Annotated in this window: 20 protein-coding genes, 1 tRNA gene and 1 pseudogene; 10 read left to right on the forward strand and 12 right to left on the reverse strand. The window is 70.3% G+C overall.

What is annotated here, in order from left to right; all coding sequences use genetic code 11:
- Window positions 1-308 precede the first annotated feature (308 nt).
- From OG611_RS09365 to OG611_RS09380, 4 genes are all read left to right on the forward strand, one after another.
- Complete coding sequence (locus OG611_RS09365; protein ID WP_072487889.1) at window positions 309-1,580, forward strand: aspartate kinase; 1,272 nt, start codon at window positions 309-311, stop codon at window positions 1,578-1,580.
- The gene (locus tag OG611_RS09370; protein WP_266417414.1) at window positions 1,577-2,641 is read left to right on the forward strand and encodes an aspartate-semialdehyde dehydrogenase; all 1,065 of its coding nucleotides are present in this window, start codon (window positions 1,577-1,579) and stop codon (window positions 2,639-2,641) included. Before OG611_RS09365 ends, OG611_RS09370 begins: the two co-directional genes overlap by 4 nt.
- Window positions 2,642-2,999: 358 nt before the next feature.
- A complete protein-coding gene (locus OG611_RS09375) occupies window positions 3,000-3,575 on the forward strand; it encodes a SigE family RNA polymerase sigma factor (protein WP_266417417.1) in 576 nt (191 codons plus the stop codon).
- A gap of 185 nt (window positions 3,576-3,760) precedes the next feature.
- Entirely contained in the window at window positions 3,761-4,942 is a 1,182-nt protein-coding gene (locus OG611_RS09380; RefSeq protein WP_266417420.1) for a hypothetical protein, read from the forward strand.
- 129 nt (window positions 4,943-5,071) lie between these two features.
- Here the strand turns inward: OG611_RS09380 and OG611_RS09385 are convergent, their stop codons facing one another.
- Complete coding sequence (locus OG611_RS09385; RefSeq protein ID WP_266417423.1) at window positions 5,072-5,977, reverse strand: SURF1 family protein; 906 nt, start codon at window positions 5,975-5,977, stop codon at window positions 5,072-5,074.
- 148 nt (window positions 5,978-6,125) lie between these two features.
- Window positions 6,126-8,045 (reverse strand): prolyl oligopeptidase family serine peptidase, encoded by a 1,920-nt coding sequence (locus OG611_RS09390; RefSeq protein ID WP_266417426.1) that lies wholly within the window; start codon window positions 8,043-8,045, stop codon window positions 6,126-6,128.
- Between the two features lie 61 nt (window positions 8,046-8,106).
- On the opposite strand from OG611_RS09390, the gene OG611_RS09395 reads away from it, so the two are divergent.
- Together OG611_RS09395 and OG611_RS09400 are read left to right on the forward strand one after the other, a co-directional pair.
- Window positions 8,107-8,955 (forward strand): bifunctional 2-polyprenyl-6-hydroxyphenol methylase/3-demethylubiquinol 3-O-methyltransferase UbiG, encoded by an 849-nt coding sequence (locus OG611_RS09395; protein WP_266417428.1) that lies wholly within the window; start codon window positions 8,107-8,109, stop codon window positions 8,953-8,955.
- Between the two features lie 40 nt (window positions 8,956-8,995).
- Window positions 8,996-9,385, forward strand: coding sequence for a nuclear transport factor 2 family protein (locus tag OG611_RS09400; protein ID WP_266417430.1), 390 nt, complete (start codon window positions 8,996-8,998; stop codon window positions 9,383-9,385).
- A gap of 115 nt (window positions 9,386-9,500) precedes the next feature.
- Here the strand turns inward: OG611_RS09400 and OG611_RS09405 are convergent, their stop codons facing one another.
- Entirely contained in the window at window positions 9,501-10,100 is a 600-nt protein-coding gene (locus OG611_RS09405; protein WP_266417432.1) for a helix-turn-helix domain-containing protein, read from the reverse strand.
- Between the two features lie 46 nt (window positions 10,101-10,146).
- Here OG611_RS09405 and OG611_RS09410 point away from each other — a divergent pair, with 46 nt between their 5' ends.
- The gene (locus tag OG611_RS09410; protein WP_266417434.1) at window positions 10,147-11,610 is read left to right on the forward strand and encodes a DHA2 family efflux MFS transporter permease subunit; all 1,464 of its coding nucleotides are present in this window, start codon (window positions 10,147-10,149) and stop codon (window positions 11,608-11,610) included.
- Between the two features lie 77 nt (window positions 11,611-11,687).
- Here the strand turns inward: OG611_RS09410 and OG611_RS09415 are convergent, their stop codons facing one another.
- From OG611_RS09415 to OG611_RS09430, 4 genes and pseudogenes are all read right to left on the reverse strand, one after another.
- Window positions 11,688-12,494, reverse strand: a complete 807-nt coding sequence (locus tag OG611_RS09415) for an SGNH/GDSL hydrolase family protein (RefSeq protein ID WP_266417436.1) — start codon at window positions 12,492-12,494, stop codon at window positions 11,688-11,690.
- A gap of 443 nt (window positions 12,495-12,937) precedes the next feature.
- A complete protein-coding gene (locus OG611_RS09420; RefSeq protein WP_266417439.1) occupies window positions 12,938-13,108 on the reverse strand; it encodes a hypothetical protein in 171 nt (56 codons plus the stop codon).
- Between the two features lie 320 nt (window positions 13,109-13,428).
- Window positions 13,429-14,414, reverse strand: a pseudogene (locus OG611_RS09425) (serine hydrolase domain-containing protein).
- Between the two features lie 143 nt (window positions 14,415-14,557).
- Window positions 14,558-14,824 carry a DUF4190 domain-containing protein gene (locus OG611_RS09430; RefSeq protein WP_266417440.1) on the reverse strand — a complete coding sequence of 89 codons (267 nt, stop codon included), beginning with the start codon at window positions 14,822-14,824 and terminating at the stop codon, window positions 14,558-14,560.
- 295 nt (window positions 14,825-15,119) lie between these two features.
- Here OG611_RS09430 and OG611_RS09435 point away from each other — a divergent pair, with 295 nt between their 5' ends.
- The gene (locus OG611_RS09435; protein ID WP_266417441.1) at window positions 15,120-16,364 is read left to right on the forward strand and encodes a sensor histidine kinase; all 1,245 of its coding nucleotides are present in this window, start codon (window positions 15,120-15,122) and stop codon (window positions 16,362-16,364) included.
- A complete protein-coding gene (locus OG611_RS09440; protein ID WP_266417442.1) occupies window positions 16,361-17,038 on the forward strand; it encodes a response regulator transcription factor in 678 nt (225 codons plus the stop codon). Before OG611_RS09435 ends, OG611_RS09440 begins: the two co-directional genes overlap by 4 nt.
- A gap of 270 nt (window positions 17,039-17,308) precedes the next feature.
- Here OG611_RS09440 and OG611_RS09445 read toward each other — a convergent pair whose 3' ends face one another.
- The 5 genes from OG611_RS09445 to OG611_RS09465 all read right to left on the reverse strand — a co-directional run bounded on the left by OG611_RS09445 (window position 17,309) and on the right by OG611_RS09465 (window position 23,104).
- Window positions 17,309-18,502 carry an HTTM domain-containing protein gene (locus OG611_RS09445; RefSeq protein ID WP_266417444.1) on the reverse strand — a complete coding sequence of 398 codons (1,194 nt, stop codon included), beginning with the start codon at window positions 18,500-18,502 and terminating at the stop codon, window positions 17,309-17,311.
- Window positions 18,492-19,259 carry a DUF5819 family protein gene (locus OG611_RS09450; RefSeq protein ID WP_266417446.1) on the reverse strand — a complete coding sequence of 256 codons (768 nt, stop codon included), beginning with the start codon at window positions 19,257-19,259 and terminating at the stop codon, window positions 18,492-18,494. Before OG611_RS09450 ends, OG611_RS09445 begins: the two co-directional genes overlap by 11 nt.
- A gap of 111 nt (window positions 19,260-19,370) precedes the next feature.
- The gene (locus OG611_RS09455; protein WP_266425691.1) at window positions 19,371-20,651 is read right to left on the reverse strand and encodes an ice-binding family protein; all 1,281 of its coding nucleotides are present in this window, start codon (window positions 20,649-20,651) and stop codon (window positions 19,371-19,373) included.
- 1,339 nt (window positions 20,652-21,990) lie between these two features.
- A tRNA-Pro gene (locus tag OG611_RS09460) sits at window positions 21,991-22,064 on the reverse strand.
- Between the two features lie 101 nt (window positions 22,065-22,165).
- On the reverse strand, window positions 22,166-23,104 hold the full coding sequence (locus tag OG611_RS09465) for a metallophosphoesterase (RefSeq protein WP_266417448.1): 939 nt from the start codon (window positions 23,102-23,104) through the stop codon (window positions 22,166-22,168).
- A 79-nt stretch (window positions 23,105-23,183) separates the two neighbouring features.
- On the opposite strand from OG611_RS09465, the gene OG611_RS09470 reads away from it, so the two are divergent.
- Window positions 23,184-23,648 (forward strand): GatB/YqeY domain-containing protein, encoded by a 465-nt coding sequence (locus OG611_RS09470; protein WP_266417450.1) that lies wholly within the window; start codon window positions 23,184-23,186, stop codon window positions 23,646-23,648.
- Window positions 23,649-23,668 lie beyond the last annotated feature (20 nt).

The following is a 23,668-nucleotide window of genomic DNA, read 5'->3' on the forward strand; positions in this document are numbered from 1 at the left end:
CAGCAGGGGCGGCACGCGCAGCGGCTTGCGCAGGGCCGGGCCTCCGAAGGGCGGACGGTCGGGTTCCGGTCCACGCTGGAGGCGGAGGGCCGGTGAATCGTGGAACCGGGCCGCCGGGCGTGTGGGCTGAGCCACATCCGGGAGTGCGGGCCTGTCCGGCGGGCAACAGACCTGTACGAGCGGTCCGGGGCGACACGCCGATGATCACGTGCTGAGCGGGACATCTCACCATGTGGTATCAGCGGGGCGTTTCCGGACTGCTCGTTAAACTGAGTCGACCGCAGTAATGGACTGAGCGAGGAGCGCACGTGGGCCTTGTCGTGCAGAAGTACGGAGGCTCCTCCGTAGCCGATGCCGAGGGCATCAAGCGCGTCGCCAAGCGAATCGTCGATGCCAAGAAGAACGGCAACCAGGTGGTTGTCGTGGTGTCAGCGATGGGCGACACGACGGACGAGTTGATCGATCTCGCCGAGCAGGTATCCCCGATCCCTGCCGGGCGTGAGTTCGACATGCTGCTGACCGCCGGAGAGCGGATCTCCATGGCCCTGCTGGCGATGGCGATCAAAAACCTGGGCCACGAGGCCCAGTCGTTCACCGGTAGCCAGGCGGGCGTCATCACCGACTCGGTCCACAACAAAGCGCGCATCATCGATGTGACGCCGGGCCGTATCCGCACGGCGCTGGACGAGGGGAACATCGCGATCGTCGCGGGGTTCCAGGGTGTGTCCCAGGACAAGAAGGACATCACCACCCTCGGTCGAGGCGGGTCCGACACCACCGCCGTCGCGCTCGCGGCCGCGCTGGACGCCGAGGTCTGTGAGATCTACACCGATGTGGACGGTGTCTTCACCGCCGACCCGCGGGTCGTGAAGAAGGCCCGGAAGATCGACTGGATCTCCTTCGAGGACATGCTGGAGCTGGCCGCGTCCGGCTCCAAGGTGCTGCTGCACCGGTGCGTGGAGTACGCACGCCGCTACAACATTCCGATCCACGTCCGCTCGTCCTTCTCGGGACTGCGCGGAACCTGGGTCAGCAACGAGCCGCAAGGGGACCAGAAGGTGGAGCACGCGATCATCTCCGGAGTCGCCCATGACGTCTCCGAGGCCAAGATCACCGTCGTCGGCGTGCCCGACAAGCCGGGCGAGGCCGCCGCGATCTTCCGCACCATCGCGAACGCGGAGATCAACATCGACATGGTGGTGCAGAACGTGTCCGCCGCGTCGACCGGTCTGACCGACATCTCGTTCACGCTGCCGAAGGCCGAGGGCCGCAAGGCCATCGACGCCCTGGAGCGCAACCGCGGCAGCATCGGCTTCGAGTCGCTGCGCTACGACGACCAGATCGCGAAGATCTCCCTGGTCGGCGCCGGCATGAAGACCAACCCGGGGGTCACGGCGGGCTTCTTCGAGGCGCTGTCGGACGCCGGCGTGAACATCGAGCTGATCTCGACGTCCGAGATCCGCATCTCGGTGGTCACCCGCGCCGACGACGTCATCGAGGCCGTGCGCGCCGTGCACACCGCCTTCGGTCTCGACAGCGATTCCGACGAGGCCGTCGTCTACGGGGGCACCGGCCGATGACCGCGCGCCGTCCTTCGCTCGCGGTCGTCGGAGCGACCGGGGCGATCGGCGGTGTCATGCTCCAGATCCTTTCGCAGCACGCGGATGTCTGGGGTGAGGTGAAGCTGATCGCCTCGCCGCGTTCGGCCGGTCGCAAGCTGGTCGTGCGCGGCGAGGAGAGCGAGGTCCTCGAACTCACCGAGGACGTCTTCGACGACGTGGACGTGGCGCTGTTCCTGGTGCCCGACGACGTCTCCGCGCAGTGGGCGCCGATCGCCGCCGCCAAGGGCACGGTCGTCATCGACGACTCCGCCGCGTTCCGGCTGGACGCGGACGTTCCGCTGGTCGTGCCCGAGATCAATCCGCACGCCGTACGGATCAGACCGCGTGGCATCGTCGCGAGCCCGAACTGCACGACGCTCGCGCTGATCGTCGCCGTCGGTGCGCTGCACGCCGAATTCGGTGTGCGGGAACTGGTCGTCTCCTCGTACCAGGCGGTGAGCGGTGCGGGCCGGGACGGTGTCGCGGCGCTGCGCGAACAGCTGTCGATGGTCGCCGGTACGGAACTGGGCACGAAGCCCGGGGACGTACGCAGGGCCCTGGGGGACACGGAAGGCAGCCCCTTCGCCGCCCCGGTGGCCCTGAACGTGGTGCCCTGGGCCGGGACCGAGGCCGGGGACGGCTGGTCGTCGGAGGAGCTGGCGATCCGCGAGGAGTGCCGCAAGGTCCTGGACCTGCCGAGCCTGCGGGTCGCGGCGACCTGTGTCTACGTACCCGTCATCGCGACGCACTCGATGTCCGTGCACGCCCGGTTCGAGAACGAGATCGCGGTCGACCGGGCCCACGAGATCCTGGCGACGGCGCCGGGCGTGGTGCTGTACGACAGTCCGGCGGCGGGGGACTTCCCGACACCGTCCGACGTCGTCGGCACGGATCCGACCTGGGTCGGGAGAGTGCGCAGGTCACTGGACGATCCCCGGGGCCTGGAGCTGTTCGTCTGCGGCGACAACCTTCGCAAGGGGGCGGCGCTGAACGTGGCTCAGATCGCCGAGTCGGTGGCCGCGGAGTTTCCCCGGTCCTGATCGAACCTGTTTTGTACTCTCTGTGAATACTCTGTGAGTAAGTTGAAGCCCTCAACCTCTTGAGCTGGGGTGTCGCGGTATCCGACGATGACTTTCGGCCTGCTGCAACCACTGGCCGGGGGGTGCGCGTCTTTGCGGTCACCTCTGGCGCGGCGGGGCGCACATTCGGGGTATTCGGGGAAGAGCAGGTACGTATGAGGGCATGTCGCACAGTGCCAAACGCGGTGCCGCACGCGTACAACCCTGACGGGGGGAAACGTGTCCAACTGGCGTGGCAGAGGTTCTCGATATCACAGTGGTGGGCCCCTTGCGCGGCGCTTCGGTGCGTCCGCTCCGACGGCCCCGCGCACCCGGCGGTATGCCGGTGATTGCGCCCATGCCCGCTGCGCGTCCCGCACGGCTGCCCTCGCAGCGCGAGGGCGCTGAGGAGGGCGTGGCTGCCGGAACCACCGTCGACCACCTCACCGAGACCTATCGCGCCCACTACAGGTCGTTGCTCGGTCTCGCAGCCCTGCTCCTGGACGACACGGCCTCCTGCGAGGACGTGGTGCAGGAGGCGTTTATCCGGGTGCACTCGGCGCGCAACCGGGTACGGGACCCCGAGAAGACACTCGCGTATCTGCGCCAGACCGTCGTCAACCTCTCGCGCTCCGCGCTGCGGCGCCGCATCCTCGGGCTGAAGCTGCTCTCCAAGCCCATGCCGGACATGGCGAGCGCGGAGGAGGGTGCGTACGACCAACTGGAGCGGGATGCGCTGATCAAGGCGATGCGGGGGCTGCAACGGCGCCAGCGGGAGGTACTGGTGCTGCGTTACTTCGCGGACATGACGGAGGTCCAGGTGGCCGAGACGCTGGGGATATCCCTGGGCTCGGTCAAGGCCTACGGCTCCCGTGGGATCGCGGCACTGCGCGTCGTGATGGAGGCGCAGGGATGAGCCGGCGCGACCGCGAGTACGAGAACGGCCCCGAACGTGAGCACGGCTCCAAACCTGAACACGGCCTTGAACGTGAGCACGGCCCCGAGCGTGAGCACGGCCCCGAAGGCGAGCATCGGCGCGAGCGTCGGATTGACCGGACTGGAAACGGAATTGTGAACCACGGGCCGGAGAATGCCTCACGGGTGAACCGGGACGCGGACGCGGCCGGGCCGGCCGGGGCTGATGGGGATGCTGAATCTGCCGGGGCAGCCGAGACCGCTGAGCTGGGCAGTCTGAGCAGTCTCTTCGGCCCGGGTCCGGACTCGGGCCCGCACGGTGGCCCGGGGGCCGGTGGCGGTGCGGACCTCGACGAGGTCGCGCTGCGCCGCATGCTGCGCGGCGCCGTCCGGAACATCGAGCCCACCGACGGCACGCTCGACCATCTGCAACGCGCGGTTCCCGTCCGGCGCGCCAAGCGGCGGCAGGCCGTCGTCGGCCTGGCGGCCGCGGCGCTGCTCATCGGCACCGCGGTTCCCGCCTTCGTCCATGTCGCGAACTCCGACGGTTCGAACACCGCCAACCCCGCGATAGCCGGGCACGGCGAGCAGGCGCAGGGCGGCAACGGCAGCGACACCGGCTCGCAGTCCGGCGACAAGAACAGCGGCGGCAACGCCGACGGGCAGGCCGATGGTGGCCGGAGCCAGCCCACGAGCACGAGCAGCCCCTCCGACAGCCGTGGCCAGAGTGCCGACGGAAACCTGTCGGGCGGGGGCGCCGGCCCGACCAACCCCGCGATGGCCTCCATGCCGATCTGCGACCCGGAGCAGCTCGGTGTCGCCTCGGCCGAGACCGGTGCGGCCGGTGCCGACGGCACGGTCTACGGCACCTTCCGGATCGCCAATGTCTCCGGCACGGACTGCTCGGTGAGCAGCAGCGGCAGCGTGGGTTTCCAGGCGATCGGTGCGGCCGACCCGGCCAGGATCGCGGTTGTCCAGCACACCGCGGGCGACGCGGCGGCCGGGCTGCCCGACCCTTCGCAGGAGCAGGGGACGGTGCTGCTGAAGCCGTCGATGGCGTACGAGGTGAAGTTCGCCTGGGTGCCGAAGGACACCTGCCCGACCGTGGGAAGCTCGCCGAGCCCGTCGCCGACCGACGACGCGGGCGGCGCGAGTGGCGCCACGGCTGCCGGTACCGGTACGGGAAGCGTCGACGGGACGGCGGAGACGGTCACACAGTTCGGCAGCGAGGACGGCGGCGGGACGCAGGACGGCAGCGTCGCCGTGATGCACACGCCGGAGGCCGGGGCACCGGTCGCGGAGACGAAGATAGCCAACGCCTGCTCCGGCACGATCTACCGGACCGGGGTGCTGGCTCCCGCGTCCTGAGGCCGTACGACGTATGACATGAGGGGCCCGCCGGTCGATCGTCGATCCGGCGGGCCCCTCGTGTGCGCGGTGTCCTGTGCCTGTGTGCCTGTGTGCCTGTGTCCGGCGTGTCCTGCGTCTGCGCGGGTCTCAGACCGCTCCGGTGCCCACGGCGTCCTTGCCGGACTCCGGCTCGGACTCGGGTTCTGACACGGGCTCGGACCCAGGATCGGGCTCTGTTTCCGCTCCCGTTTCCGTTTCCGCGAGGAGGCCCAGTTGCAGGTCGCGCGCCGCTTCGGCCTCGCGGCGGACCAGCCGGAACCACATGAAGAGCACGAACCCGGCGAAGACGAACCACTCGCCGGTGTAGCCGAGGTTCTGGAAGGCCTTCAGGTCGAGCCCGGTGCCCTGCGCCGCGGTGGCCGGTACAGGGCGCAGCGCGCCGGCCGCCTTGTCTCCTGAGCCGGTTCCGGCACGGGCACCGGCACCCGTGTCCTGGAGTGTCACCCATGCGTCGTAGACGTCGTACGGGACGAGGTTGACCAGGGACGCGGCGCTGATCATGCCCAGCTGGCCGTCGGGGAGCCCGCCCGCCGTGTCGACACCCGCGGTGCCGGCGTTCTCGGACGCCTGGAGGTCACCGGTCACCATGACCTCGCCGGTCGGCGCGGTGGGCACGGCGGTGTCGCCGGGCTTGCCGGGCAGCCAGCCGCGTACCACCGGCAGAGCCTTGCCGCTGTCCGTACGGAGCATGTTCAGGACGTAGAAGCCGCTCCTGTCGTCCAACTTCCGTCCGGGCACCAGGAACTGGTCGGCGTACCGGCCGGTCGCGGTGGCGGGGCGGCCGGAGGTCACCGTGTCGACGGGCAGCAGGTCGTCGATCGGCTTGGCGGCCCTCGTGCCCGGAGCGGGCTGCTTCTCGGCGGCGTCGTGCGTCTGCACGCGGTCCTCGAAGCGGCCGAGCTGCCAGGTGCCCATGAACACGCAGAACGGGATGGCCAGCACGACGAAGAGGTTGATCCCCCACCATCGCGGGGTCAGCAGGAACCGGTACACCCCTCCACGGTACGGTCCCCGCTCCGGTTGCACGGAGCGGGGTGCCGGCTGACGCCCGTGTCCCCGGCTCCATGCCGGCTCCGTACCGGCTTCGTGCTGGCTCCATGCCGGCTCCGTGCGGGAGGAACAGGAGCCGTCCGCCTGCCCGCTACGCGCCGGACGGGTCCGTCTCCGGGGCCAGGTGGCGCCGGGCGAAGTCCAGTTCCAGGCGGACCTGCTTGATCCGCTCCTCCACGACGAGCGAACCGTGTCCCGCGTCGTACCGGTACACCTCGTGCACCGCGTCCCGGTCCTTCAGCTGGTCGACGTAGTTCTCGACCTGGCGGATCGGGCAGCGCGGGTCGTTGACGCCCGCCGAGATGTAGACCGGTGCCCGGACCGCGTCGACGTACGTCAGCGGGGACGATGCCTCGAAGCGCTCGGGAACCTCCTCCGGCGTGCCGCCCAGCAGCGTGCGGTCCATCGCCTTCAGGTCCTCCATCTCGTCGTGGTACGCCGTGACGTAGTCGGCGACCGGGACCGCCGCCAGTCCGAGGGCCCAGTCGTCCGGCTGGGTACCGAGGCCGAGCAGGGTCAGGTAGCCGCCCCAGGAGCCGCCGGCCAGGACCAGCTTCTCCGGGTCCGCGAGGCCGGACTTCACCGCCCACTCCCGTACCGCCGCGACATCCTCCAGCTCGATCAGGCCGACCCGGTGCTTGAGCGCGTCCGTCCAGGCGCGGCCGTATCCGGTGGAGCCGCGGTAGTTGACCCGGACGACCGCGTAGCCGTGGTCCACCCAGGCGGCGGGGCCGGAGGCGAAGGCGTCGCTGTCGTGCCAGGTCGGGCCGCCGTGGATCTCGAAGACGGTCGGGAACGGACCCTCGGCCGGGGCGGCGGGCCGCTGCACGAGCGCATGGACCCGGCCCCCGGGCCCGTCCACCCACACGTCCTCCACCGGCACGGACGCCGGGGCCTTCGAACCGGGCGGATCGAGCACCACCGCACCCGAGGTGGACCGGATGACGGGCGGCTGCGCGGCCGAGGACCACAGGTACTCCACCGTGCCGTCCGGCCGGGCCGTGGCACCCGACACCGAACCCGCGGGGGTCTCCACCCGGACGGGGGCGCCGCCCGCCTCCGGCTCGTACCGCCACAGGTCGCTGCGGGCCTCGAAGCCGTGCACGATCAGCAGCGCGGAGGCGTCCGGATACCACTCGGCGACCACATCGCCGGGCAGATCGATCGCGAGGTCCGTCTCCTCGCCCGTCGTCGGATCCCAGATCATCGGCTCCCAGCGGCCCCGCCGCTGATGCCCGACCAGGAGCCGCGTGTCCCCGGCGACGGGGGCGAAGCCCAGCACGGACAGGCCCAGCTCCTTCGTACCGCCCTCGGTGTCGTCCAGCTCGGCGACCGTCGTCCCGTCCGGCCGCACCACGCGCAGCGCGGAGTGCATCGCGTCGCCGTGCTCGGTGTGCTCCAGGGCGATCAGCGTCCCGTCATGGCTGAGGTCGCCGACGCCCGCCGACTCGCGGTGGCGGTAGATCTCCACGGGCGCCGCCCCCGGCCGTACGACATGGATCGTCGTCCCGTCCTCGTCGGTCGAGCGGCCGACCACCGCCGTGCCGTCCCGCCCGATCGCGAGTCCGGCCGGGTACGAGGGGCCGAGGCCGGGCGTCGCCGGTTCGTCCACCGCCGCGCCCGGCTCACTTTCCTTGCCGCCGTTGAACGGCTGGCGCATCCATACCCCGAACTCGTCGCCATCGGTGTCGCTGAACCACCAGACCGACTCCCCGTCGGGTGTCAGCACTCCGTCCGTCGTGCCGTTCGGCCGGTCCGTCACCTGGCGCTGTTCGCCGGTGGCGCGGTCCCATGCGTACAGCTCGTACGTGCCCGTGGCATTGGAGACGAACAGCGCGCGGTCGGGTGCGTCCTCCGCCCAGTCGGGCAACGACACCCGCGGCGCCCGGAAGCGCTGCTCCCACACCGGTGCGGAAGCGGCCGCCTGGGTGGAGCCGGAGCCCGGTGCGGAGGTGGGGGCCTGGGCGGAAGGGGCCGTCGTCGAGCCAGTGATCTCAGTCATGTCCCCCATTCTGCGTCGGAACGCCGACAATTCGTTCGCTTCGTCCGCAGCCTGTGGATAACCTCCCGGCATGCATGCATCGACCCCTGCCGACTGGCCTGCCGACTGGCACGAGGCAAACCGCGCGCACTGGGACGAGCGGGTCCCCATCCACGCCACGAGCGACTTCTACGACCTCGATTCCTTCCGCGCCGGGAAGGACGCCCTGCGCGACTTCGAGCTCGCCGAGGTCGGGGACGTCACGGGCAAGTCGCTGCTGCATCTGCAGTGCCACATCGGCGTCGACACCCTCTCCTGGGCCCGGCACGGCGCCGCACAGGTCGTCGGTCTGGACTTCTCCGAACCGGCCGTCGAGACTGCGCGCGCCCTGGCCCGCGAGCTCGGGTTCACCCAGGACCGGGCGGCTTTCGTCGCGGCCGACGTCCACGACGCCGCGCAGGCCGTCCCCGACTCGTCGTACGACATCGTCTACACCGGCATCGGCGCGCTGAACTGGCTGCCCGACACCCGCCGCTGGGCCGAGACCGCAGCATCGCTCGTGGCGCCGGGCGGCTTTCTCTATCTCGCGGAGTTCCATCCGATGACGGACTGCCTCGACGACGCCACCGGGACGAAGGTCGAGCACGACTACTTCAGCCGCGACGCCTGGGTGGACGAGACGCCCGGCACGTACGCGGACTTCGACGCGCCCACCGTCCACAACCGCAGCGTCGAATGGCAGCACCCGATCGGCGAGGTGGTGTCGGCGCTGGCCGCCGCCGGACTGCGGATCGAGTTCCTGCACGAGCACGACGCCTCGCTCTTCGCCCGCTTCTCGGAGCTGGAACGGCAGAGCGACGGTTTCTATCGCTTCCCCGCCGACCGGCCGCGCATTCCGCTGATGTACTCCATCAAGGCGTCGAGGGCGGCCGATTCCTGAACAAGGGTCGATTGTCAGTGGTGCGGTTCAGACTCGGACCATGACGACGACTGCCGATCTGCGTGCCGTGGTGGAGACGTACTGGAGCGCGGCCGACGCCCGCGACTGGGACGCCTTCGCCGCGACGCTGGCCGACGAGGTGTTGTACGACCTGCCGCAGACCCGCGAACGCATTCGCGGGAAGGAGCGGTATCTGCGGTTCAACCGGGAGTACCCGGGGGACTGGCGGGTCCGCGTCGAGCGGGTGGTGGCCGACGGCCAGGGGCAGCAGGTCGCCGTCCGTACGCGCTTCACGGTCGGCGCCGAGAAGCTGCACGCCATCCATTTCTTCGTGTTCGACGCGACGGGGCGGATCAGCGAGATCACCGACTTCCGGCCCGAGCCGTACGAGCCCCCGGCGGGCCGTGAGCATCTCGTCGAGCGGTACTGACGTCCCCGTCGCCTCTCGTCGAGGAAAGCAGCGGTAGCCGTCCAGGGAAGTAGCGGGACTGGTCGAGGTAAGCAGTGGTACCGGCCTCCAACGACGCCTCCCGGCGGCGCCGCCCTCAGCCGTCGGAGGGGCTTGGCGCCCTGGGCCCCGAACGGTCCCACCCGGGGGCGCGGACATCGACCGCCAGCGTGTTCATCACGACTTCTTCGCCGCAGGTGCGGCAGATCCACGCCGCATCGAGATCGTGCGGGTGCGTGCGTGCCGGTCCGTGCGGATCGGCGTCCGCGTCCCCGTCCCCGCCCCTGTGCGGATCCTCGTTCCCGGGGTCCGCGGCCGGTTCGTGGATCATGACCACCGGCCGGTCCTCCAGCACCCACCGGTCGCCCCAGTCCAGCAGCGCCCGGATGACCGGCGCGAGGTCCCGTCCGGAATCGGTCAGGTGGTACTCGTAACGCGGCGGGCGTTCGTTGTAGGGCCGCCGCTCGACCACTCCTGCCTGCTCCAGTGAGCGCAGCCGCGCCGCGAGACGGTCGCGGGGCGCACCGGTGTTACGGGTGATGGCCTCGAACCGGTGGTTGCCGAAGAAGATCTCGCGCACCGCGAGCAGCGCCCACTTCTCACCCACCACGTGCAGCGCGGCGGCGGCCGAGCAGGGCCGGCCGGGCAGCGTGACCGTCGGGGCGGTGCGGGCGTGGGTTTCCTGTGCAGCACTCATCACCACAAGGTTGCCATCTCAAACTCACTGGCGCTACCTTGCCGCCATGACAGTTGGAAAATCAAACTCACTCGCGTCCGCGGCTGACCGAGCGGCTGCTCCCTCCCGTCCTCCCTCCGCCTCCTCGCCTTCCTCCGCTCCCTCCTCTCGGGCCGCCGCCTGGATCATTTCGGCCGGTGTCTTCGTCGTGAATCTCGACCTGTTCATCGTCAATGTCGCGGTTCCCGCACTCGGCGACGCCTTCGACGGCAGCTCCCTCGCCTCGCTGTCCTGGGTGCTCAACGCGTACGCGATCGTCTTCGCCGCCCTGCTCGTCGTCGCGGGCAGGCTCGCCGACCGGTACGGTCACCGCCGCGGCTTCCTCCTCGGACTCGCGGTCTTCACCGTCGCCTCCGCGCTCTGCGCCTTCGCCCCGGGAGTCGGCTGGCTGGTGGCCGCCCGTGCGCTGCAAGCGGTCGGAGCCGCCGCGCTGATGCCGACGTCCCTCGCGCTCCTGCTCGTCAACACCCCGGCGGAGCGCCGCCCCCGGGCGATCCGGAGCTGGGCGGCGATCGGCGGGATCGCGGCCGGTCTCGGTCCGGTGGTCGGTGGCGTGCTCGTGGAGGCGGACTGGCGCTGGGTCTTTCTCGTCAACGTGCCGGTCGGCGTGATCGGACTGCTCGCGGGCGTACGGCTGCTGCCCGACGCCCGCCCGCACCGGGAGGGCCCCTTCCCGGACCTCGTCGGGGCGGTGCTGCTCACCCTCGCGATCGGCGCTCTGGCGTTCGCCCTGGTCAAGGCCGATGCCTGGGGCTGGAGTTCGCCGCGCGTGCTGGTTCCACTGCTCGCGACCGCCGTTCTCGCCGCGGGCTTCTGGCTGCGGTCCGCCCGGCATCCGGCCCCGGTCGTCGAACTGCCGATGCTGCGTGCCCGGGTCTTCGCGACGGCCACCCTCGCGGCTCTGCTCTTCACCGTCGCGTTCGCGGCGATGCTGCTCACGTCGGTGCTCTGGTGCCAGCAGGTGTGGGGGTACTCGGCGATCCGTACCGGACTCGCCATCGCACCGGGGCCGTTGGTCGTGCCGGTGCTCGCCGTCCTCTCGGGACCGGTCGTCCGCCGGATCGGGGCGGGCCGCACCGCCGCACTCGGCTGCCTGCTGTTCGCCGCCGGGCTGGCCTGGTGGGCCGTCGCACTCGACGCGGCTCCGCACTACGCGAGCGGTTTCCTCCCCGGCATGATGGTCACCGGCATCGGTGTCGGCTTCGCTCTCCCGACCCTGGTCGGCGCAGCCGCCGCGGCTCTCCCGCCCACCCGATTCGCCACCGGATCGGCCGTCACCACGATGGCCCGCCAGACGGGTTCGGTGCTGGGTGTGGCATTGATGGTCACGCTGCTCGGTGCGCCGGCCGGGTCGGGCGAGGCGCTCGACGCGTTCCGCCACAGCTGGTGGGCCGCCGCTGCCACCGCCGTACTCGCCGCGTTCGCCGCCCTGACCCTGTGCCGGCCGGGCGCCACGTCGACATCTGCCTGACCGTGGCAGCAGCGCGGCGGGCCTCCGGGAGAACTCCCGGCAGCCCGCCGCACTTCTGCACCTCCGTCGTCCGCGTCCTACGCGGCCGAGCGGAAGGCCGGAAGGTAACCACCGGACTGACCGGCGGCCTTGGGGTGGTACGAGTTGTAGACCGGCAACGACACGCTGTGGAGCCACGCGTCACCGGAGCACAGCTCGTGCCCGGTGAACTCGTCGACCACGCTGGAGAACGTGAACCCGGCGTCGGCCGCCTGCTTGGCGATGACCCCGTTCAGCACGTCGGACGCGTTGTTGATGGCCGACCGCTCCTTCTCCGAGAGCCCGGCGATGCAGCTGCCGCTCAGCTGGTAGAAGCGCGGGTAGCCCAGCACCACCACATGGGCCTGCGGGGCCCGCGAGCGGATGGAACCGTAGAGCGAACTCAGGCCGGACGGAAGCGAGTTCTGGATCTGAGTGACGGCCGAGCTCACGCTGCTGAGGCAGGTGGCCTCGCCGGAGAGCACGCAGTCCTGCATGACATCGGCGAAACCGACGTCGTTGCCGCCCGCGGTGACGCTGACCAGGCCGGTGGACGAGTTCAACGCCCCCAGCTGGGTCCCGGCCACCGAACTGGTCGTGGCGCCCGAGCAGGCCGCGAAGTCGAAGGAGGAAGGCGAGTTCGCAGCCGCCCAGAGGTAGGGGTAGGCGTTGGTGCTGCGGCGGCAGTCGCCGCTGTCGGACAGATAGCTCCCCGCGCCGACGCCGGAGGAGTACGAGTCGCCGAGGGCGACGTACCCGCCGGCGGCGGCCGAGGAGTTTGCCGAGGCCGGCTGGGCAACGCCCAGCGCGGCCACGGCGGCGAGGACCAGAGTGGATGCGGACGCCCAGAATCTCCGTACTGACATGGCTGTCAGCCCTCCGAAATGTGGGGGGTGGGTGGGGGGTTGATTGAGCGCCACGTTTCTAGCAGCTATTGGTACCGGCCGGTAATAGCTGCGGAAGAACTGGTCTGATATGCCCGAATGATCGTTCGGGCGCCATAGCTCCGCGCGTAGATAAACCTCCGGCCGAGCCCCGGATGGGCGGTATATCGGCGGGAGGTCGCGCGGCATCGCGGGCGCACCGGCTCGCGGACTCAAGGGCTTGCGGGCCTGCGGGCTTGCGGGCTCACGGGAAGCGGCGACCGGATCCGCTCAGCACCCCCCGGCCCCCGCCCCCCAGTCGCCCCCAGCACCCCCGGCTCCCCAGTGGATCCCCATAATTGCCACGCGCAACAGAAACCGCCCTCTGCGGTGGCGATCCCCGAGGGGGCGCCGCCGCAGAGGGCGGTTGTCGTGGTTCTACGAGATCAGTTGTGGCCGAACCTCCGCTGCTTCCGGTGGGAGACCTGCTCTGAGATCGAGTGCACCGTCTCCTCGGCAGCCGTAGGCCTCGTCTGCTCCTTCGCCTCCGGAACAGCGCTGCGTTCGTGGCCGCCGGTGCGGGCACCGCGGTTCTGCCGACTCTGCTTCTTGCCCACGATCGTGCCTCCTGATTGCGGATCTCGGACGATGGGCCATCACCAGATTCGCATGCGGGTACGAAAGGTGCATTCTGGATGGTGGTCGCCGAGTGCGACTCCCCAGGGGCGTGATCCGGATCGCGCCCCGGATCGCACCCCGACACCCGGCTTGGCCACGTCGGCAGCAGCGTCGGGCGCTACGGCCTCGGCTGGTCGGTCGGGACGCTCAAGGGCGGCGGCGGGCGCAGGGTCCGGAAGGACGACGTGGGACGGGGCCTGGTGGCCGCCGTCTCCGGCTCCGCCGCCGACTCGGCGGCCCGGCCCTCAGGAAACGCGGTTCAGCGGCACAGGGCTGTATCCACGACGTTGTCGACACGCTTCCTGGCTGCCTCGTCGGTCAGCTGCATGGTCACCGCGATGTTGGCGGCGCGGCCGTCATCGGTGGTGCCGCCCCGGGTCTCGTATCCCGGGGCGGCTGCCGCCGTGGCCCCAGTAGAGGCCGCCGCACGGCAGTGGCTTGCTCACGAGCCCCAGTCCGTAGCGGGCGCCTCGGCCGAAGGTGGCTTCGGCGGGGACGGTGGCGGTGCGCATCTGGGCGAGCTGGGCCGGCGGGAGGAGGCGTCCGGACAGGAGCGCGGTGAAGAACCGGTTGAGGTCGGAGTCGGTGGAGACCAGCTGCCAGCTGACCCGCGGTCCAGCCCCAGGAGGGGTCGATCTCCGTGACGTCGAGCAGCGGCGCGTCGGTCGAATCCCGGTAGTAGCCCTTGGGATGGTGCTCTCGGATGGTCGCGTCGCCGGGGGCGGGGAAGTAGGTGTGGCGCAGCCCGATGTGCTTGATGATGCGCCGGTCCATCTCCTTGGCGAGCGGGTGGCCGGTGACCTTCTCGACGATCAGTCCGGCCAGCACGTAGTTCGTGTTGCTGTACTTCCAGTCCCTCCCGGGGGCGAAGTCGGCCTTGTGCCGGAGAGCGATGCCGAGGAGCTCGCGGGGTGCGAAGTAACGGACGTCTTCGCCCAGGTAGTTGCTGTAGTTGGGGAGTCCGCTGGTGTGCTGGAGGAGCTGGCGGACGGTGATGCGGCGTCCGTCGATGCCCTCGCCGCGTACGAGACCCGGGAGGTAGGTGTCGACCGGGGCGTCGAGGCTGATCCTCCCTTCGCCGACCAGTTGCAGCACGACCACCGCGGTGAACGTCTTGGTGTTGCTGCCGATCCGCACCTGACCGTCCCTGGGCACCTTCGAGCCGGTGGCCACGTCGCCGACCCCCGCCGTGTAGATACGGGTGGCCGTTGCGGGGGTCAGCGCCGAAACGAGAGTCGCCGCGATGCCGGCGGCCAGCAGAGGTGCCGTCCGTGTGTTTCGCACGATGATGCGTGTCCATTCCTGGGGAGACTGGTCTGGGAGGACTGGTCCTTGCGCCCATGCGGGCGCGGGAGGTCGGCGAGGCCGGGGGCGCGCCCGGCCGCCGGTCACTCTCCGGAGAGCTGCTGGCGCACGCACTGCGTGTACTGCCGGAAGCTGTCGGGCTGGTAGCACTCCTGCGTCTTGTCGGCGTACCAGACGGTGAATACGGCGACCAGGACGGACACCACGATCGCGATGGCCGACGCCACCACGCCGGTGATGGCCCTGCCCCGCCCGGTGCCGGTCCGCTTGGCCGTCCTCAGGGCGACGAGGCCCAGGACCAGGCCGATGACGCCGAGCGGGCCGCCGACGAAGGCGATCGAGGTCGTCAAGCTGATGATCCCCAGCACCACGGCGGCCCCGGCCGGGCCGTTCCCGCCGGCCGCGGGCCGCACACCGTGGCCGGGACCCCGGGGGCCGGAGCGAGACGGGTCCGCTCCGACCGGCGCCGTGCCATTCGGCGACCTTTCCATACCTTGCGTGTTCATCGGCCGTCCTCCGGATCGATCGCTCAGGGCACGATCCTGGCTTCCGGGGTCTCGGACACACATCGCGGAAAGGCGGGAGAAAACGCTCCCTCGATCGGGGGAGGACCCCGGTGAGCTGCCCGGTCATACTGGCCGCACCATGATCAGGGGAATCCGGCCGCTGCTGAGCGGCTCCACGTATTCGGGCATGCTGTTCGCCTTCTGCGGCGTGGTGGCGAGCCTTCCGCTGCTTCCCCTCGCGATGCTGCCCGCGCTGGCGTGGCCCGCCGCTCCGTATGGAGCGAAAATGATCACGACCCTGCTGGTCTGGGCGGTGCTGATCGTTGCGGTCGGGCTGGGTCGCACCGTGCGGCGGGCGCTGATCGCGTTCGCCCGTCGACTGCTGAGGGTGCCGTTGCCGGACCCGGTCCCGGTGGCCGTACGCCGGTCCGCGAGCTCACCCGGTACCGACCGATGGCGGACTCCACTCTGGCTGCTGCTGCACGTGGCACTGGGATGGACGGGGGCGCTGGTGAGCGGTGTGCTGCTCCTCGCGGGCCTGACCCTGCCGCTCGGCGCCGAGGCGGGGGTGAGCCTGTTCGGCCGGTCGGTGCGGGTGACGGGTGGCTGGAGCTGGGTGGTGGCGCTCGGCTGCGTGGTGCTGGCGGCGGCCGTGTGCGTGGTGGTGACGAACGCCCTGCGATGGTCGGCGCCCAGGCTGCTGGGGCCGTCGTCGGCCGAGCGGCTCGCGCTGGCGGCCGAGCGGGAGCTGCTGTTGGCCGAACGCAACCGCCTGGCCCACGAGTTGCACGACTCGATCGGGCACACGCTGACGGCGACCACGATCCAGGCGGCGGTGGCGGGCGAGGTGCTCTCCGCCGACCCGGTGGCGGCGCGGGCAGCCCTGCGCAGCATCGAGGAGTCGGCTCGGGCCGCGCTGGAGGACCTGGACTACGTGCTGGGCGTGCTGCGTGAGGAGGAGGCGGGGGCGGCGCCGACCCGGACCCTGGCCGACCTGCCCGAGCTCCTCGACCGCTTGCGGCACGCGGGCGCGGTGGTGGAGCCGGAGCTGTCGGGCGAACCGGCGCAGGTGCAGGGGACGCTCTCCCGGGCGGCGTACCGGATCCTGCAGGAGGGACTGACGAATGCCTTGCGGCACGGGGCGGGCGGTCCGATCGAGGTCCGGGTGGCGGCCGCCCCGGACGTACTGGAGCTCAGCGTGGTCAACCGGATCGGCGCTGGCGCGGGCGGGGGTGGGGGCCGGGGCACCTTCCCGACGTCCGGGCACGGCCTGACCGGGCTGGCCGAGCGCGTGCGGCTGCTGCACGGTGCGTTCGAGGCCGGACCGGACGGGCCGCGGCACTGGCGGTTGACGGTCCGGCTGCCGGTACGGTCGTCGGCGTGACCGGCCCCGGCGCGAGCGAGGCCGTCACCCTCCTGATCGCGGACGACGACGAGGTGACCCGCAGCGGTCTGCGCACGTTGCTCGCGGCACAGCCGGGGATCGCGGTGGTCGGGGAGGCCGCCGACGGCGTCGAGGCGGTCGAGCAGGCGCGGCGGCTGCGGCCGGACGTGGTCCTGATGGACGTCCGGATGCCGCGTCGCAACGGGATCGAGGCCACCCGCGACCTCCTTGCCGAGTCGGCCGAACCGCCGAAGGTCGTGGTGATCACCACCTTCGAGAACGACGGCTACGTCACCGCCGCGCTCAGCGCGGGGGCCAGCGGGTTCGTGCTCAAGCGGCTCCCGGTACGGCAGATCGCGGAGGCGGTGCGGGTGGCGGCGGCGGGCGAGGCGATCCTCTTCCCGGCGGCACTGAGCCGCATGGTCGCCCCCCGCCCGCTGGGCTCCGCCGAGGCATTGCCGAGGGCGGCCCTGACGAGGCGGGAGGAGGAGGTGCTGCGGTCGATGGCCACCGGTCTGTCCAACCCGGAGATCGCGGAGTCCCTCACGGTGAGCCTGGAGACGGTGAAGACGCACGTCGGGAACGTACTGATCAAGCTCGGTGCCCAGAACCGGACTCACGCGGTGGTGATCGCGTACGAGTCCGGCCTGGTGGTCCCGGGATTCGCCGGCTGACGGGGCCCGAGCCTGCTGGTGCGCGATGTGCCCGGGTGCCTGCGTATCCGAGAAACGAGTCAGGCCCGGTTTTCCTCGGGAGGAGACCAGGCCTGATCTGCGTCTTCAGCTGTCGGGGTGGCGGGATTTGCGTCAGGGGCTTGGGCGCCGCCAGGCGGTTCTGGCGGCAGGTGGCCAAGGCTGCGCCGACGGCCGCTACTGCCCTACCGCGTACGCGGAGCGGCGCGGGCGGTACGTCAACTGGGTGACGTACCGCCCGCGCCGGCGGCTCTACGGCTTGGCCCGTGCCGGGGCCGGCGCTGCGGCCGGTCCGGCGGGTGGTGTCGGGAGGAGGGTGCGGGTCGGCGACTGGGGCGGGACGAGCAGAGCTCGTCGAGAGGGAGTCGGGGACTCGCGGGAGCGCAGGCGGGCGAGGGTACGGCGGGTGGCGCGGGCCGCTGCGCGGTAGAAGCGGTCCGGGAGGAAGGCGGCGTCGGCGACGATCATGGCGGCGGAGAAGATCGGGAGGCCCAGAAGGACCGCGATGCCGATGTGCATGCCCAGGAGCATCACGAGGAGGGCGTACTTCAAGCGGCTGAACAGTGTGAACGGGAAGGCGACCTGGATCAGTACGGTCAGGTAGCCGGCCGCCGCGAGAAACAGCGGGTAGCTGTCGACCAGGGCGGACAGAGTCGGCCAGGGCCGGAAGAGGTCGAGGTTGACGACGTAGTGCAGGGCGGTTCCCGCCTGCCACGAGCCACCTTGCACCTTGTACATGCCCGCCGAGCCGTAGAGCAGGCAGACCTGGGCGGCGATGACGAACATGCCGCAGTTGTGCAGGACCGTGGTCAGTGACTCGCGGGCCACGGCGAGTTGGGGCCACAGGTCGCTGCCCGCGCGCCACAGCGCCCAGCGGCCGGGCCGGTCGGTCCGGGCGCGGAGGGCGGTTCGGCGCGCGTCGAGTGACCAGCGGCGCCCGCAGGCGGTCACGGTGAGGTAGAGAGCCATCAGGAGGATCAGGTTGTCTCCCCCGTCGGTCATGAAGATCGAGCGCGCGTGGAACGACACCACGACGAGGGCGAACAGCACGGACGTCGCCCGGGTCCGCCAACCGAGCAGGAACAACACGCAGACGGCGAGCGCCGCCACGTAGCAGAGGCTGAAGTACACCTTGCTGTCGGAGAGCGTGAGGACGCTGAACCAGCCGGTCTGGTCGAACAGCCGGTTCGCCAGCGCCGGGGTCCACTGGGAGCCCGGCCCCCAGATCTCGTCCCGGTGCGGGAGTTCGCGCAACAGGAACACGAGATAGCACAGGCCGTAGCCGATGCGCAGCGTCGCGGCCGCATACAGCGAGACGGGGCGGTGAGTGAGCAGGGTGAGCAGGTCGCCGAGGTGCCGGAACGTCACCGGCACGTTCTCCGCCGTGGACGTTCGTGAGGCATCGTCCTTGCTGAGCAAGGGCATCGGAGTCCGGTCAGTGGCCATGCGCGGGCACCTTCCACCAGGGCAGATTGCGGGTGTCGACTACCGACGGCGATACCGGGCGGCGGTGGCCGGTTGCGTCGAAGGCGGCCACCGGCCGTGTGAGGACGCGGAGTTGAACTCCGTCGACGGCGCCCGGCCGTGTGGCGGTGATCCGGTCCACGGCGATGTTCCGTAGGTACTCCTGCCACATCACCGCACGATCCGAGTAGGACTCGTCGCTGTTGCCGTGGGATTCGAGATAGCCCGTCCACGCCCTGCGGAGCATGTTCTGGTTGGTGTGGCTCGGGAAGGGGTTGTGCCGGACCTCGGCGTCGTCCACGGCGGTCAGGTCGAACCAGCCACCGATCCGCTGCGAGCCGTCAGCGGTGGTCCTGACCGTACGAGCCGAGATCTGGGGGACGGACGACTCCGGCTCGGGGGCGAAGAGCCGCCAGTTCTGCTCGAACAGCGGGTACACCCAACTCTGGACCTGCCGGGCGTACCGCTGCGAGATCTGGTTCGGCGGGGCTACGTGCAGGAACAGGAAGAACATGTGCAGCAGGGACACGCACACCAACAGGACCGCGGCACCCTTCGTCGCGGCGCGCAGCGGAAGCGGCAGCCGCGACAACTCGCCGGGCCCGGGCTGGGGGCCCCTCTGCTGTCCCGTCACCGCGCGACGGACGGTGCCGGGGCTACCAGGCGGAAAGGCGTCCGACGCCTTCACACTCACCGGTTCGCCCCCGTTCAGTACGTCTCCTGGGCCAGTCGGTGTCATCCCGGCCCTCCTCTCACGACTCTTCCGCTGAACTTCCTTGTGCCTGACGGGCGTACGATGTCCGGCCCTGCGAGCGCATCGCTGCGCCCGCAGGACCGGAACGGCGAAGCGTCAGTACTGCTCGACCGACTTGTCGTAGTCCTGCTTCTTGTCTGACTTATCGGACTTGCCTGGCTTGCCCTCGTGGTCCGGCTTGCCCTCGTGGTCCGGCTTTCCGTGGTGCGAGGGCTTGCCTTCGTGGTCCGGCTTGCCTTCGTGGTCCGGTTTTCCGTGGTCCGGCTTGCCTTCGTGGTCCGGCTTTCCGTGGTGCGGGGGCTTGCCCTCGTGGTCCGGCTTTCCGTGGTGCGGGGGTTTGCCTTCGTGGTCCGGCTTTCCGTGGTGCGGCGGCTTGCCCTGGCCGCCCCCGATGTTGCCGCCGGTGTTCCCGGCCGTGTTGCCCGCTGTGTTGCCGCCCACGGTTCCGCCGACGGTGTTGCCGCCGCCCACCGTGTTGCCACCGACCGTGTTCCCACCGCCGACGGTGTTGCCGCCGACGGTGTTGCCCGCGATGGAACTGCCGCCGATCAGGCCGCCGGTGGTGACCCCGCCCAGCAGGCCACCCGTGGTGACACCGCCGAGAAGTCCGCCTGTGGTTGTGCCTGCGGTCGTGCCGGTGGTTGTGCCGGTGGTCGTGCCTGCGGTTGTGCCGGTTGTGGTGCTGCCGGTGGTCGTGCCGCCGGTGGTGGTGGCGCACGAAGGCCTGGTGATGGAGTTCGTGTCCATCGTCACGGAGCCGTTGCGGGCCAGCGCGCGGCCGGTGATCGACGCGCCGGTGTTCAGGGTGGTCGAGGTGAGCGCCATGATCGTGCCGACGAACGTGGTGTTCGTGCCGAGCGTGGCCGAACTGCCGATCTTCCAGAACACGTTGCAGGGTGAGGCGCCGTTGACCAGCAGAACCCGACTGGCGGACGCAGTGGTCAGCGTCGAGCCGATCTGGAAGACCCACACCGCGTTGGGGTTGTTGTTGGCGTCGAGGGTGAGTGTGCCGGTGAGCCCGATGGAGGACGACGCGTTGTAGACGCCGGGGGCCAGGGTCAGGCCGCCGAGGTCCGCGGAGAGACTCGCGTCCGGGGCCTGCCCCGCGGCGTTGTTGTACGCGGTGGTCAGGTCGGTCTGGGCCTGGAGCGCGACCGCGTCGGCCGAGTGTGTCGCGCCGTTCACCAGTCCTGGTGGAAAGCCGCTGATCGCTGTACCCGGGCTGACGCCCAGGTCACCCGTGACCGTTGAGGCGCCGGTGTTGGTCACGGACTGACCGGCAAGTACCGCGAAGCTGCCGGCGGTACCGAGGGGAACGGCCGTCGCGATCGCGGCGGCAGGGGTCGGTGTGACCACCACCCCGGCAACGGCGACCATCACGGCCGACGCGATCGATGTTGCCAGGGCACGCCGACCCGGCAAGCCCCGAGCACTGAATTTCATCGATGATTCCACTCTCTTCGTGGGGAGAGGCGAGAGTCCGTCGGACATCCCGCCCACGGACAGCAATTCATCAATCCCCTCTTTCCAACGGCAGCCTGAAAATGGCCATTTGCCCGAGAGGCGAGAGCTCGTGGAAAGAGATGTGCACAAGAGTAGGCATGAAGCGGATAGGGGGTGATGCGCGAACGAGTGAAAAATCCCGGAGGGCGTCGACCGACGGCCAGTGATCGGCATATGCCCAGGTCGCAGTCATGGCTTGGCAGGAGCGAAGAATTCCTGCGCCACGCCCGGGTGCAACCCGGAAGGGCTTAAAGGCAATTAATACACAGTGTGTTGAGGTGCCAGCACGGGCGCCGTGATCCAGGCCTGTTCGGCACGGTAGGGCGTAGGCCGATCAAGGGAATTCGGCGCGGTTTACGCGTACGCGGGAATGGTCGGTGCGAGAAGTTGACCGCGTACGCCGAGGGGCCTCCTGGCATCCGTTCGCAGTTGTTCGCCGCGAGGCGGTACGCCCAGTGGGCGTACCGGCGGAGGGGCGGCAGACGGAGCAGTCCGCCCGGGACGGCCCTTCTCCGGCCGGAGCCGAATTGCCGAGACCGACGCGCCCACTCTCCAGCGCGGCGCTCTTCGAATTCAGAGGCTTGTCGCAGCTGTGCGCGATTGAGGCATTGGAGTTCAACTCGGCGGTGCTTTCGTGTGATTGCCTCGCGCACGTGTACGGCAACGCGGTGGACCGGCCGGACCGTGTGCGGCGCTCCCTCGGACATGGCCGACACCGGGTGGGCGCAGATCGGACCGCTGCTGCCGGCTCCGGCCTTCGACAACGACTTCAAGCGGCGGTCCGGGTCGGCCGGTTTCCCGGCCTGGCACCGTGTCTACGCGTTCTTCCGGCGCTGGCCGTGCAAGGCACGGAGTTCCCGACCGGCTGCGCAGCCGGGTCGGTGAGGGCGGGGGCCGGTCCGCCGAGCCGACCGCCGGGATGATCCATCGGTCGCCGCTCCCTCTCTGCCCGTGCCCCGATCTGCCCGTGCCCCGATCTTCCCGTGCTCCGACGAATGCCATCCGGAGCCGGACGGTATGGCTGGTTCGGGGGGGCACACGCCAGTGCGCATCCATAAGGGTGCTGGCCGAGCCCGTGCCGACAAAGGTCGGGCGGCCATCCGGGAGACCCTGGCCAAGATCTTCTCCCGGATTTCTCCCAAACGATCTCCGGAGATGCAGGAAGGGCCTGATCCTCAGAGAGGATCAGGCCCTTGACCTGGTATTTCAGCTGTCGGGGTGGCGGGATTTGAACCCACGACCTCTTCGTCCCGAACGAAGCGCGCTGCCAAGCTGCGCTACACCCCGATCGCCGCCGGTGTCCTGGCGACATCGATTACTTTAGCCCACCCGCGCCCGTAGACGAAATCCGGTTTATGCGCAGCTGGGGGCGAGGGGGCCGGGGGCGCTCAGTCCCGGGCCGTCAGGGTCAGCAGGGTCGCCTCGGGCGGGCAGGCGAAGCGGACCGGGGTGTAGCGGTTGGTGCCGCAGCCGGCGGAGACGTGGAGGTAGGCGCGGTGGTCATCGACGGAGTGGGTGGAGAGGCCCTTGACCCGGTCCGTGTCCAGGTCGCAGTTGGTGACCAGGGCTCCGTAGAAGGGGATGCAGAGCTGGCCGCCATGGGTGTGACCGGCCAGGATCAGGGGGTAGCCGTCCTTGGTGAAGGCGTCCAGGGAGCGCAGGTAGGGGGCGTGGACCACGCCGATGGAGAGGTCGGCGCCCGTCTCGGGGCCGCCCGCCACCTCCGCGTAGCGGTCGCGCTTGATGTGCGGGTCGTCCAGGCCGGTGAAGGCGATCTCCAGGCCGTCGATCTTGAGGCGGCCCCGGGTGTTGGACAGGCCCAGCCAGCCCGCCTCGTCGAAGGTGTCGCGCATCGGTTCCCACGGGTTGTGGACGACGCCGACCGCGGGCGCGTTCCCGTTGAGACCGTGCTTGCCCCGGGCTTTTTCGAAGAGGTAGCGGGCGGGGTTGCGGAGCTTGGGGCCGTAGTAGTCGTTGGAGCCGAACACGTACACCCCCGGGAACTCCATCAGCGGGCCCAGCGCGTCGAGCAGCTCGGGCACGCCCTCGGGGTCGGAGAGGTTGTCGCCGGTGTTCACGACGAAGTCCGGGCGCAGGCCGGCCAGCGACTGCAGCCAGGCGCGCTTCTTGCCCTGGCCGCTCACCATGTGGACGTCGGAGACCTGGAGCACGCGCAACGGGCGTGCCCCGTACGGGAGTACGGGGATGGTGACCCGTCGCAGGCGGAACGAGCGGGCCTCGAATCCGGCGGCGTAGGCGATACCGGCTGCGCCGATCGCCGCGCCGACTGCCGTGACTTTCAGGGGTACTCCGTAGCGTGCGCGCATGTGTCCATCGTCGCAGACACCGTGCGGCCAGCAGAAAACCGGCGGGCGCCGGTCGCCCCGTACCTGCCACAATCAGCACATGACCACGCTCAAGTCCAAGCTCAAGGAAGACCTCACCACGGCCATGAAGGCGCGTGACGAGCTGATCTCGTCCACGCTCCGGCTGACCCTCACCGCCATCACGAAGGAGGAGGTCAGCGGCAAGACGGCCCGCGAGCTCTCCGACGACGAGGTGCAGAAGGTGATCGCCAAGGAGGCGAAGAAGCGCCGCGAGGCGGCCGAAGCCTTCGCCCAGGGCGGCCGGGCCGAGCAGGCCGAGCGCGAGAAGGCGGAGGGCGAGATCCTCGACGCGTACCTGCCGAAGCAGCTGAGCGACGACGAGCTGGGCGCGATCGTGGCGTCCGCCGTCGAGGAGGCCAGGGCCGCCGGGGCCGAGGGGCCGCGCGCGATGGGTGCCGTCATGAAGATCGTGAACCCGAAGGTGGCGGGGCGCGCGGACGGCGGCCGGGTGGCCGCCTCGGTGAAGAAGCTCCTCGCGGGCTGAGCCCGCACGGCGTACGTATG

This window comes from Streptomyces sp. NBC_01363, from assembly GCF_026340595.1.
Taxonomy (GTDB): Bacteria; Actinomycetota; Actinomycetes; order Streptomycetales; family Streptomycetaceae; genus Streptomyces.